The organism is Algibacter luteus (genome assembly GCF_900141715.1).
Taxonomy (GTDB): Bacteria; Bacteroidota; Bacteroidia; order Flavobacteriales; family Flavobacteriaceae; genus Arenitalea; species Arenitalea lutea.
The window spans coordinates 266,823-279,481 of sequence record NZ_FQYK01000005.1 but is presented as its reverse complement, the minus strand read 5'-3'; the positions used below and the strand labels follow the sequence as shown (position 1 = coordinate 279,481).

Below are 12,659 nucleotides of genomic sequence, written 5' to 3'. Positions count from 1 at the left end.
AAAAGGGTTATCCAGTGTGCATTGTGAAGAGGCAGGATAACCACGTTATTTTGAAACACTCTTGTAAAAGTGTTGTTAGTATCTAATTGTTGTACAAAAGTAGATAATAAAACTACCTTTTGCAAACTTATTAACATATATTTAATTTTATAAACAAAAACCATACCCTATTTTATATTATAAAATGAATAGTTTAAAGCCTTATCTTCTTCACTTACATTAAAAGATTTATCTTCAATTTCACTAAAATTAACATACAATTGGTTTTTATCTAATATTTCTATTAAATAGTGTTGCATAGTCTCTATTGAAGCTGTTTTAAAGGCTTCTAAGCTATTATTAAAGATGTCTTTATCAAATTGATAGGATATGAATGCTTTGTCTTGCATTTCGCTCCAAATAGCTATAATATTTTCTTTGGTTTTAGCTTCTTGAATTTTATTTACAAAGTATTGGTTGTACTCCAATAATTCAGCATAGACAAAAGTACCGCCACCTTGCCAATTTACTTTTTTTGAAATTCCTGCCTCGTCGCCTTTAGTAACATCAATTATACGCTGAACAGGAATAGGCTCTATGTAATTTAACTGCTCAACTCCAATGTACTTTCTATTCATTTTATGAGCAGTTGCACAAGTTGTACCACTACCAACAAAAAAATCTAAAACATAATCGCCTTCATCTGTAACCATTTCAATTATTCTATGAAGTAGGGCTTCAGGTTTTTGACCTCCTTCAAACTCTCCCCTTTCTTTACTCATAGGATTTATTACACTTATGTCAGTCCATAAACTTGAAACTGGTTGCCCTGAATATTCATCTAAATATATTTTTCTATTTATATTTTTTTCTTTGTCATCTGGAAACCATAGCTTGCCTTCTGCATCCCATTCCTTCATTTTTTCTTCTGAAATTGACCATCCATTTTTAGGAGTTTTGAATCCTTTATAATCATACATTAAATTTGGTCTTGGATTTGGGCTTTGCAAGGGAGATTTCATAAATTTCCTTCCATTTTCATCTACGTTTGTAAACCTTTCTTTAATATATTTCTTTGTGTTTGGATCGTCAATAGTAAATGGAGTATGAAAAGTAAAATTTTCATTTTTTGAATACCACAAAATATAATCTACAACATTATTAAGTCTATTCTTTGGATTTGCACTACCCCCCCTTCGTTTCCATGTTATTTTATTTCTAAAATTCTCTGGCTTAAAAAGTTCATCCATTAAAACCTTTAAATAAGCATCTTCAAAATCATCTATTTGTATAAAAATACTTCCTTCTGGATGTAATAACTCTTTTGCTATTAACAAACGATTTTTCATAAAAGTCAACCAAGAAGAATGGTTAAAGGAATCGTTATACATAAAAGTATCGCCTCCTGTGTTATATGGTGGGTCTATGTAAATAAGCTTTATTTTGCCTCTATGTGTTTTTAGCAATGACGAAAGAACTAATAAGTTGTTCCCTTTTAGAATTAAGTTTTCATCTCCTTTAAATTCTGTTATTTTATGTTCCCCCTTTTTGTCATATCTTTTAAAGTTGGTAAACGCTTTTGCATCTAATAATCTATCTACACTATCAGGAGCGAGGGTTTCATTCCAAAATATCTCATTTCTTTTTTGGTCTTCTTTCGTTTGCCCTCCTTCTAACACACAATCTTTATGAGGCCATACCAAAACCACGTCATTTTTAGTTTTAATGAAATTATCTACAGTGTCGTCGTTAATTGCTAACCCTATTTTATTTTTAAAGGCTGTATAACTATCAGGTAAAAAAGACTTGTTATTTACAAATCGCTGAAAGTTAATTTTATCGAACACCAATACATTTTCCACCTCTTGAAAGAAGTGTTTTTTAAAGGTCTCGTTCTTAATTAAGAGGCTTATTAAAAAGGGTTCAACCTTTAAAGCAGCTTCTATTATTTTATTTTTATTAAGTTGGTTATCGACTACTAAATTGTCTTCGTGTTTAAGTAGTTCTATAAGTTCGTTTTGTAGATTTTGCATTCTTTGGTTCGTCCTAGATATATTTACAGATTATTCAAAAATAGCATAATTAATAATTATACGTCTGAATTGTTATATAAAAAAACTAAAAATATACTATAGGTATTTGAAGAACTCCCTAAAGTCAACATCAAGGGCTTTTCCAAGTTTTACAAGGGTAATAATAGACACTTTATATTCGCCTCTCTCCAGTCTGCCTACTTGATTTTTAGATATTTCGGCATCTGTAGCAAGGTTGTATTGAGTAACATTCTTTTGTTCTCTTAATTCCCGAACTCGTTTACCAAGCTCTGTCAAAATTTTATTTTCCTCGCTCTTTGTTAACATCAGTTAAAAATGCGAGAATCACATCGAAAACCTTAACCCAAATTTGGGTTAATTAAATAAATTCACTTACATTAGTTCTATAAAACCTACGTTATGAAAAAAATACTTCTTTTATTATCTGTTATTTTGCTTTTTGACTGTACATCTTCTGATGACAACAAAGACCTTCAACTAAGTCAATCTGAACTGTTAATTATGAACAGCCCTTGGAAACTAACCCACCATGAGGTTTTAGAAATTACAGACCTTAATGGGACTAGTGTTACTAAATCTCAAATACAAGGAAGTCTTAATAGTGATACTGCAACACGAATAATGATATTTAACGATGACGGTACAGGCACAAAAGTTTCAGAGTATCCAGGGAACAGTCCTTTATATGGAAATTTTACATGGGCTACTCCTGATGGAAATAAACTCCAGATTGATGATAATGTTGCAGACTCCTTTACAGTCAATAATAATGAACTAACTTTTACAACTAGTAATGCTGAATATTATCAGTTGGGAACAGTTGTTAAATTCTCAGTTAAAACTTTTTATAACAAGAACAACATATAGTATGGCATTTATATATATCGGGTTTTTTATACTAATCGTAGTAGTTATTGTAAATATTTCTAGTTCTAGTCAAAAACAAAAAACTAGACCGAAACCAGAACCACGAAGAGTTACTATGGATAGCATTGAAGCTACTATGAAGTCTCAGGAAGTTGCTATGAAAAAAATTGAGCAACTAACAGAAACAAAATTATATAAAGCTTTAACTTTTGCTATCGAAACTGTCCCTGTAACAATCCAAGAAAACCCTGACTACTTAAAGAAATATATGGATGCTTTTATAGAAAAGCAAAAAGAAGTGATGAAGAACTCTATTTTTAGTACTCCAGACCTCATTTCTATTTTAAGTAAGGAACAAATTAACTACTCTATTGATGAAGCTACTAAAAGAGTGTCTAAAAAAGCCTCTACCCTAAATAAGTAATAATTAAAGGAGAATGAAAGAAATATAATAGAGGGATAATTGTAAGCTATATAACTAATAACAACTACCCCCTCTTATACTAAGCAACATTTGTAAAAATCCCACAATCGCAGTCCATTAATTCTTTGTACTTCTTCACTAACAGTATTCTTAACTTTTTCTTTGTTTTAAGTAGTCTATATTTATTAAGAAGATTATTAAAATCGTTTTTAAACCTGTACCTCACTTTAGAAGACACTTTGTTTTTTAAATCTTTCCAATATGTTGCACTAATACCATTTTGAAAGAATATCATTTCGTCCATTCTATGATTGTTTTTAAGGGACAATGTGTCAACGATTAGTAATTTATCGAAATGCTCTAAAAGTTTATCAAATAGCTTCTTAAACCTATCTCTATCTAGGTCATTAACTGTGTAAATGTTAAAGTGTTTTTTTAAATACCTTGCGCCAGTAATTTTTAACTCTACTCTTAAAATATTTCTATTCTTTAAAGAATGTTGTTTTGACTTATTATAAATTTTAAGACTGTAATCTGTAGTCTTAAACTCCAAATAATCGCCCTTACCGTAAAACTTTTCGTTTCTGTTAGGCATTTTATAATCATACATTAAAATATAATTATCTATCAGCTTTTGGGGTTCTTCCTCGATGTCTATATTTAAACCAAATTCTAAATTTGTTATATAGGTATCATTGCCGTTTATATCTAAGGCATTTTGTAGTCTATTCAAAGCATACTTAAAATCGCAAAAGCTAAAGTCATTATAGTTTTGTTCCCCATGGCCCTCAAAAATATTAAAGTACTTATGAATACTCCCTTTAATCGTAGCTCGATTTTCTGTTATCTCTATAAACAAATTTTTATAATGCGCAGTTTGTTTCTCTAAAATTTCTCCAGTTTTAGAGTTGATGCACATCCTTAAATCTACCTCATTTGAATTTTCTATGTTCTTTATAAATAACTTCCTGTTTTTCATATAGAATTTTAATAAATCTATCATATCACATTACCTTTTATAAAGTCAAACACATCTTTTTTAGAATAATAGACCTTTCTTCCTATCTTATTTTTAATTTTTAGGACACCCTGTTTATTATACCTCCACAAGGAAGTAGAAGAAACCTTTAAGATAACACTAACCTCTTTTGTGGTTAACAAGTCATCATCTGGGATTGAATCACTATCATTTAAACCTAGATTTAAGTTTTTTGTTGGCGGTGGCGGAATTACCGACAAGACCGCTTCTTTAATTATTTCCTTCAAGTCATCCATTGACACTTGCAGGAGTTGTATTACTTGATTATTCATTTTACTTTAATTTTCTTATTAATTATAAATTGTTGTAAAGTGATCACTATCTACAAGGCAAAGATATACTCGTAAATAGCTGCAAAACAACACTTTAAATAAAGTAAAATAAAACCTAGGGGTAAAAATCGGTAACTAATTGTAGTTTAGAAGTTTAGCCAAACTACTTTATTTAAAACTGGTTTTTTAAGAAAACTTTATGATTTAAATATAGATTTTACCTACAAAATCGAAGTAAAAAACTCTTTTTTTGGAATTTTAAAAGAGAAAAAGTGTTAGCGTCTACCCCAAAAAACACTAAAACAGTTAATTTTTAGTTTTAAATATAAACGCAATCAATGATTAAATTACCTGTCATGCGTGCGTATAGTCTTTTTATAGGTTTACACATTTTCCATTAAACGTAAGTTTTGGTTTCAAATACTTACTTTAACCCCTGTTTTACTAAAAATGCATATTTACCCTTAAAATATGGACTAGTTTATCCGTCAACTTATTTTATAAAGTCTAACATTTCTTTCGTTAAGAAAAACTAATAACCCCAGTAAAAACAACATTTAAGAGGTAGCTGTCACAATTAATGTGCTATTAATTTTACAACCAGTTTTATATAAGTTTTTTGTAGGTTTTAGAAAAATATTATTTAAGCCCCTCCATCTCCATCTACCATTAGCATAATTAAGATATAAACAATCGTTTTTTTACAGTCCCGCCCCTTTTTTATTTCAACGTTTACTATTTCAAATTAAATTCCTAAAAAAATCACTATTAAAAAAAGAGGTAAATTACATAAGTAGAACTATTTTGTTTGTGAATGCTTATGAAATAGACATAATTTCATTGGCTTTCAATAAGGCAAATATAAATAATCGGGCTATTTTCGGGAAGAAAAAAAGTCAACCATTTGATTAACAAGTGATTGACCTTTAAATTAGTAGCGGGAACTGGACTCGAACCAGTGACCTTCGGGTTATGAGCCCGACGAGCTACCTACTGCTCTATCCCGCGATGTAATCTTAAAATGATTTTCTTAGCTCTTAACTTTCGGTTCATAATGCCGACCAAATCATTTCGGACTGCAAATATACAACCCTTTTTAATTTCTGCAATAATAATTTTAGAAAATATTATTGTTCAATACTATGAGCTTGAAAACCCGATAATTCTGAATTTGCGAACTGCAAAGAAACCTGGATTGGATTGCAACAAACCTCGCAATCTTCTATATACGATTGATTAGAAATTGAATTATCAAGCAACATAGAAATAGTTTCCCAGCAATAAGGGCATGTAAAATGATGTTCTAGCATAACTAAAAATAAAAAAAAGCCATCAATTAAGATGGCCTTTTAACATAAACTCATTTATAAAATATAATTTATTCTTTTTCAATGTCCATAGTTGCAGTTGCATTTTCAATGTCTAATTGCATCAATGAAGGAGGATTTTTACCAGAAACACTAATATACTCTTGGTTTAAGTTATTATCACTCACCATCATTGTATTTAGTTTTGTAAGGTTCATAAACTCTTTTGGTAAATCTCCAGAAAATTTATTAGTTGATAATAACAACTCTTCTAAATTTCTTAATTGTGCAATTTCTGCAGGAATTTCACCATCCATTTTATTATCCATAAGACTAAGTTTTTGTAACTTACTTAATGCATAAATTTCTGTTGGAATCTGTCCTGTTAAAAAATTACTTCCTAATAAAAGTTCTTTAAGGTTAGTTAAACCCATTAACGACGTTGGAATTTCTCCAGACAGTTTATTACTATATAATTTTAATATCTCAAGATTTTTTAATTCTCCTAATTCTGCAGGTATTTCACCTTCAAAACCATTCATGAATAATTCTAGAGACTTTAATTCTTTTAAGTTTTTTAATGAAGTAGGAAGAGAACCTTTTAATTTATTAAATCCTAAATTCAATACCTTTAAACTTGATAAGTTCCCAATTTCTTTTGGTAACTCTCCATTCAAGTTATTAAATTGAAGATTAATTTCAATGATTTTATCGTTCTCGATTTTAACACCATACCATTTATCTACAGACGTACTTAAATCCCAAGAGGAATTCCATTCTGCTCCGTTAGTCGCTTTATATAAAGCGATTAAAGCATTTTTATCTTTAGAAGAAACGTTAGCAAACGAATACGCTGTAACGAAGAAACAAATTGCGATTAACTTTAGTGATTTCATGTTTTTGGTCAAATTTGGGATTAATTCTTATACGAATATAGAACTAAACCAGACTAAAAACTATTTTTATCGATGAAATGCATATAATTTTAACATTTAAAAGTCGACAAAGTACACTTTCACTAATTAAAAATCTACATTTAATAGCTCTCCACTTATTTGAAGCATCTGTAATTCAGCGATTTTCGCTAAATACTTAGCTTGATTTTTATTAAACTCTGCGCTTAATAAATTAAGTTGAGCCTGTCTAAACTCAATTGAAGTTGCTTGACCTAACTTAAACTTTTCCTCTGTACGCTCAAAATTGTTTCGGGCTGTTTCAATATTTTCTTCTTGAAGCTTATAAATATTGAGCTTATTTTGGAAGTCTTCCCAAGCGTTTTTAAAATCGCGTTCTAAAGTCACTAACTGTTGTTCTTTCTGAATAGTGTTGGCCTCTAAGCTAATTTTTGCGTTTTTAACATTCGTTACAGTCCTGCCACCATCAAATAGATTCCAGCTTAAATTCAATCCCCCTGACAATCCAGTATTAGTAGATACAGCAACAAAAGATGCGGCGTTATTATTGTTCTTATTCCATCCATAACTCCCAGTAAGTCCTATAGTTGGCAAGTAAGCAGATATTTGAGATTTTACACCTAACTTGTTTATTGCAATACTTTTATCAATCTGCAATAGGCTTATATTATTGGCTTTAGCCTTTTCTAATAGCAATTCTTTATCATATAGGTTTTTAAATTCGACAGTGGTATCTACATCGAATACTTCATTCAGCGTATTACCTAAAACAAGGTTCAAATCGCGTTTAAAATTTTTCAATTGCTGCTGCGAATTCATCAAACTTATGCTATCGTTGTTAATATCAACCTCTGCATTAAGTACAGCTAGTTTTGTACTCTGCCCATAATTAAATTGATATTCAGATCGAACCAACCTATCCTTGGATATAGACAAAGTTTGATTAATAGCATTGGTGTTTTCTTTTAGTTCTGCAACGCTGTAATAAATTGTAAACAATTGTACGATTGTGTTTTCTATCGTTTCTCGCGCTTGCATTTCGGTGAGCTGTTCCGTTTCCTTTAATTGTTTATAGTTATAAATACGCCCTAATCCATCAAACAAAGTGTAATTCAAATCTAAAGAAGCTGAATAACGAGAACTTTCGGCTCCTTTAAGAGTAGTAACTCTTCCATCTGAAAATTCAGCTTCTGTATTATCTAAATTATAAGTTCCGCCAGCATTTCCTGTTAACGTAGGTAAGTACCCCGAGTTTAAAATACTAGCATTGTTTTGAGCAATTTCAACATCCGTTTTAGCCAATTTTATACCGTAATTGTTTTCTAATGCTAATTGTACAGCTTTATCGGGTGTAATTATTTCTTGTCCATACAATAATATTTGCGACAATAACAAAGCTATAATACAGAATACTTTAATGTTCATTTTCTTCTTTTTGTTCTTTAATAGCGCGTTCTACTTCTTCTTTTGTTACGTCGTTACCCGTAGCTAGCCATTTTGCGTTCTTTTTAATACTGTTACTAAATGACAAAAATAAAGGCAACACCAATAAGGTTAAAACCGTTGCGTAGGCTATACCAAATGAAATGGAAATGGCCATAGGTTTTAAAAATTGCGCTTGCCTACTTTTTTCTAATAACAGCGGCGCTAATCCTGCAACCGTAGTTAAAGAGGTTAAGAAAATAGCCCTGAATCGTGATTTTCCGGCTTCTGATAATGCCAAATCAAACGTCATACCTTCTCTTAAATTGGTGTTGAATTTACCAATTAACACCAAACCGTCATTAACCATAATTCCAATTAATGCAATAATTCCAAGCATTGATAATACATTAACCGAGAAGCCCAATAACCAGTGACCCCAAGCCACTGCGGTTAAACTAAATGGCACCAATAATATTAATAAAATGGGCTGGCTATAACTTCTAAAAGTGAAGGCTATGGTTATATATATGAGAAGTAAGATTGGTATTCCTGCATTTTTTAAGGACGTTGATAATTTAGTAGCTTCTCTATTTTGTCCTTCAAAAGAAGCAGAAATTGTTGGATATTTAGATTGAATATTTGGTATTATATTCGATTTTATATCATTTAAAATATCAGTTGCACTACTACTTGGATCTTTTAAATCTGCCGAAATTTGAATTTCACGCTGACCTTCCAAATGGTTTATGGCAACATCACCTCTTTCAATACTATAACTTGCAATATCCTTTAATGTCACCCGCTCTCCAGAAGGTGTTACAATACGCATATCATCTAAATTATTGATTGATTCTCTGTTCGCTCTATCATAACGCACCCACACGCGAATTTCGTCTTGCCCACGCTGAAAGCGCTGTGATTGAACACCAAAAAACCCAGCCCTTATTTGAGACATGACGGTACTTAAGTCTAAACCTAATAAATAGGCGCTTTCTTTTAGTTGTAATCGAATTTCTTTAATACCGGCAGGGTCATTATCCTCAATATCTTTTAATAACGGATTGGTTTGAAGTACTTCTTTTAGCTCTAATTTCGCCGCTTTTAATTCTTCAATATTATTACTTAATAGGGCTACTGAAACTGGACTTCCACCAAAATTTCCACCCGAACCAAAAACTAACCGTTCTGTACCTATAATTGGGCCAACCAACTCTCTTAGTCGATTTGCTACTAATGAGGAGTTAATAGCATCTGGTCTTTCTTCACCAGGCAACATGTTTATTTGAAGTTGTGCACTAGATGAACTGCTTATGGTTAAAATGGTATTTTCAAATAATTCTTTATCAGTTCCTTTTAAATATTCGTCTGTTAATTCCTTGTTTACGATATAAGATTTCTGTTCAATCATAGAAATTATCGAATCTGTTATTTGAACATGAGTTCCATTTGGCATATCTAGTTCTACAGTAATTCTATCACTTGCAATGGAAGGAAAAATAGTAACTCCAATAATACCTCCACCTATTGAGCCAATAGTAAGCACCAGTAATGCTACAAAAATTCCTAATGAAAGCATTTTAAAACTTAATACAAATTGTAATACTGGCGTATAAACGCGGTCTCTTAAAAAGGCCATTATTTTATCGCCAAAACGATTAATGACGCGCATTTTAGTAAAGAATTGCTTAAGTTTTGAAGGGTTCTCTTCTTCAACTTGCTTGGTCAATGCTTTAGAATGTGCCAAATGCGCTGGCAAAATAATTAAAGCTTCAACTAAAGAAACTACTAATGTCAATATAACGATTACAGATACTTCGCTAAAAAATTCGCCTATTCTACTATCTAAAAACAGGAATAATGAAAATGCTAACAGGGTTGTAATAATTGCTGAAACTACGGGAGGTATAACTTCTAAAGTCCCATCAATAGCTGCCTGTTTAGGTGTTTTTCCTTTTTCGTAATGCTGATAGATATTTTCGGCAATAACTATTCCATCATCTACCAAAATACCAATAACAATTATCATCCCAAAAAGCGAAAGCACGTTAATAGTAACATCAAACTGCCCAGCAAAAATAAACATACCTAGAAACGAAATAGGAAGTCCAAAAGCTACCCAAAAGGCTAAACGCGTATTTAAAAACAGGGATAGAAATATTAATACTAGGAAGATTCCAGCAATAGCATTTTCTATTAAAAGTTGTGTTCGTTGATTTAATGTAATGGATAAATCTCTAACCACATTTAGCTTAACATTGTTATGACTTTGATTATAATCTTCAATATAAGCTTTAACCTTATCGGCAGCTGAAATCAAATCTTCAGTATTGGTGCTGGTAACCGAAACATTTACAGCCAAATCTTCATTGAAGTAAGAAGCGTTTGGAGTTTCCGAAAATCGATCTCGAACAATAGCCACGTCTTTTAAACGTACCGTTTTACCATCTCCACTTGCTTTAATAATCACATTTGAAAGCTCAACACCGTAATAAGACCTATTATTAGCCCGTATTAAATACTCTTCGGTATCGGTTTTTATATTTCCTCCTGTTACCAGAATATTCGATCTGCTAACCGCATTTGCAACATCTTGAAAACTTAAATTATAAGCCAAAAGACTCGATTCATTAACAGCAATTTCAATTTCCTCTTCAGGATATCCGGTGACCTCAATTTGCGAAATGCCATCAATTGCTCGCAAATCATTTTCTACTTGTCTGCCCAATTGCTTTAATGTGGCCAATGGTATGTCTTTGCCACTAATAGCGAACGAAATAGTTTCTCTTACTTCTTCTCTTTTTGAAACAACCAATGGCTCCATACCAGTTGGAAACGATGGCACACGATCAACCGCATTTTTAACTTCGAGCAGCATAAAATCAATATTCTCGCCCTTCTCAATTTCTACTGTTATTGTTCCACTATTCTCGCGAGACACTGAAGTTACCCTATCGATGCCTCTTAGGCCTTTTAAATTATCTTCTATTTTTAAAACAACACCTTCTTCTATCTCTTGTGGCGAAGCCCCAGGGTAAGCAATACTAACGGTTATTATTTTGGAATCAACTAACGGAAAAAAGGACGATTTTAGAGACCTAACTCCAATAACCCCGAATACTATAAATGCTATAATAAAAACATTAACAGCAACATGGTATTTAATAAAATAACTTATTAACTTCCTCATTAGTTTTGGTTATTTTCAGAATTTTTAAATGGCTTTACCAGCATACCAGCATAGGCTCCAGGTACCGATTTTTTAAGAATAACAGTACCATTAGGAATGTCTTTTAAAACCACTTTGGTATCTGAAAAATAAATAGGTTTAGCATCAATAATATCCAATATGCTATCGCGAATAACAAAAACTTGATTATTCTCTAAAAGTAAATTGCGATCTATTTCTATAACATCTTGCTCTTCTTTAGCATCTAAATTTGCTTCAAGATACATGCCTTCTTTTAAGCTCTCATCGCGAACTTCAATATATGCGGTAATGGTTTGTGTAGTCGCATCTATACTTCCATTAACACGTGAAACAACCCCTTTATAAGTTTCCGTTTTATCCAAATTATTAAGCTTAACGGGTTCTCCAACTTTAAGTAAACTCGCATAAGTTTTACTTAATGCCACTTCCATTTCATAAATTGTTGGATCTATAAATTCACCTAATTTTTGACCGCTTCTAATCAACGATCCTTCAGTAACCAAAGCTTCAGTTAAAATGCCAGTAAATGGTGCCGTTATGGTATATTTAGAAAGCCGCTGTTCTAAATTTTTAACGTTATAATAGCTCGATACAATACCCCGACCCGTTATAAAATAGTTTTCTTTATCTGAAGTTAATTTAGGAAGTTCTGGTGTTGATTTATTCAAATCGAAACCATTTAAATAAGCTAGCCATTTTTGATATACATCAGGAAAATCCAAGCGTAAATCTGGCATAATAGCTGCAATGGTGTTATACAAATTACTTTTAGCAGATTGCACACTTGCATAATATTCAGAAGCATCAATGCGAATTAGAGCCTGTCCTTTACTGTATTTCTGACCTGGTTTAAAAAGCACATTTGAAGGCTTAAAAACACCTTGAACTTCAGCATACAATTCTACTCTGCGTTTAGCCACTAAGCTACCGTTAGCAGGAATGACAATTTTCACATTGCCATTTACAACCGTATCGACAAATACCGTTTTAACAACTTTTTCTCTTACCGGTTTGGGTTTATTTTTATTAGCTATAAGATTTTTGGCAAATAAAACAGAAAGAATAATAAGCAAAACGCCTATTATAGAAAGTATAATTTTTCGCATTGGTTAATTTGTATAACTTTTTAGACTACAAATCTACCTGTTAGTTTAATTTAAGGTTCTTAAA

At 31.6% G+C, this 12,659-nt stretch carries 11 protein-coding genes and 1 tRNA gene; 2 read left to right on the top strand and 10 right to left on the bottom strand.

The features are described 5' to 3' along the window. Window positions 1-167: 167 nt before the first annotated feature. Both BUA46_RS15245 and BUA46_RS11390 read right to left on the bottom strand, forming a co-directional pair. Entirely contained in the window at window positions 168-2,012 is a 1,845-nt protein-coding gene (locus BUA46_RS15245; protein ID WP_019388248.1) for a DNA methyltransferase, read from the bottom strand. Between the two features lie 96 nt (window positions 2,013-2,108). Then, window positions 2,109-2,339: a helix-turn-helix domain-containing protein gene (locus tag BUA46_RS11390; RefSeq protein WP_019388247.1), complete on the bottom strand. Its 231-nt coding sequence runs from the start codon at window positions 2,337-2,339 to the stop codon at window positions 2,109-2,111. Between the two features lie 195 nt (window positions 2,340-2,534). Between BUA46_RS11390 and BUA46_RS11385 the strand changes: the two genes are divergently transcribed. Further along, window positions 2,535-2,900, top strand: a complete 366-nt coding sequence (locus BUA46_RS11385) for a hypothetical protein (protein WP_143148123.1) — start codon at window positions 2,535-2,537, stop codon at window positions 2,898-2,900. Window position 2,901: 1 nt separating this feature from the next. Next, on the top strand, window positions 2,902-3,324 hold the full coding sequence (locus BUA46_RS11380; RefSeq protein WP_019388245.1) for a hypothetical protein: 423 nt from the start codon (window positions 2,902-2,904) through the stop codon (window positions 3,322-3,324). A 79-nt stretch (window positions 3,325-3,403) separates the two neighbouring features. On the opposite strand, the gene BUA46_RS11375 is transcribed toward BUA46_RS11380, so the two are convergent. From BUA46_RS11375 to BUA46_RS11340, 8 genes are all read right to left on the bottom strand, one after another. After that, complete coding sequence (locus BUA46_RS11375) at window positions 3,404-4,327, bottom strand: hypothetical protein (protein ID WP_019388244.1); 924 nt, start codon at window positions 4,325-4,327, stop codon at window positions 3,404-3,406. After that, window positions 4,324-4,635 carry a helix-turn-helix domain-containing protein gene (locus tag BUA46_RS11370; RefSeq protein WP_019388243.1) on the bottom strand — a complete coding sequence of 104 codons (312 nt, stop codon included), beginning with the start codon at window positions 4,633-4,635 and terminating at the stop codon, window positions 4,324-4,326. Before BUA46_RS11370 ends, BUA46_RS11375 begins: the two co-directional genes overlap by 4 nt. Window positions 4,636-5,570: 935 nt before the next feature. Next, window positions 5,571-5,643: transfer RNA gene (locus tag BUA46_RS11365), tRNA-Met, on the bottom strand. Window positions 5,644-5,762: 119 nt separating this feature from the next. Next, window positions 5,763-5,945, bottom strand: a complete 183-nt coding sequence (locus BUA46_RS11360; protein WP_072794749.1) for a CPXCG motif-containing cysteine-rich protein — start codon at window positions 5,943-5,945, stop codon at window positions 5,763-5,765. Window positions 5,946-6,013: 68 nt separating this feature from the next. Beyond that, window positions 6,014-6,838 (bottom strand): hypothetical protein, encoded by an 825-nt coding sequence (locus BUA46_RS11355; RefSeq protein ID WP_019388242.1) that lies wholly within the window; start codon window positions 6,836-6,838, stop codon window positions 6,014-6,016. Window positions 6,839-6,964: 126 nt separating this feature from the next. Next, on the bottom strand, window positions 6,965-8,281 hold the full coding sequence (locus BUA46_RS11350; protein WP_019388241.1) for a TolC family protein: 1,317 nt from the start codon (window positions 8,279-8,281) through the stop codon (window positions 6,965-6,967). Then, the gene (locus BUA46_RS11345) at window positions 8,271-11,468 is read right to left on the bottom strand and encodes an efflux RND transporter permease subunit (protein ID WP_019388240.1); all 3,198 of its coding nucleotides are present in this window, start codon (window positions 11,466-11,468) and stop codon (window positions 8,271-8,273) included. Before BUA46_RS11345 ends, BUA46_RS11350 begins: the two co-directional genes overlap by 11 nt. After that, window positions 11,468-12,595 (bottom strand): efflux RND transporter periplasmic adaptor subunit, encoded by a 1,128-nt coding sequence (locus BUA46_RS11340; RefSeq protein ID WP_019388239.1) that lies wholly within the window; start codon window positions 12,593-12,595, stop codon window positions 11,468-11,470. Before BUA46_RS11340 ends, BUA46_RS11345 begins: the two co-directional genes overlap by 1 nt. Window positions 12,596-12,659 lie beyond the last annotated feature (64 nt).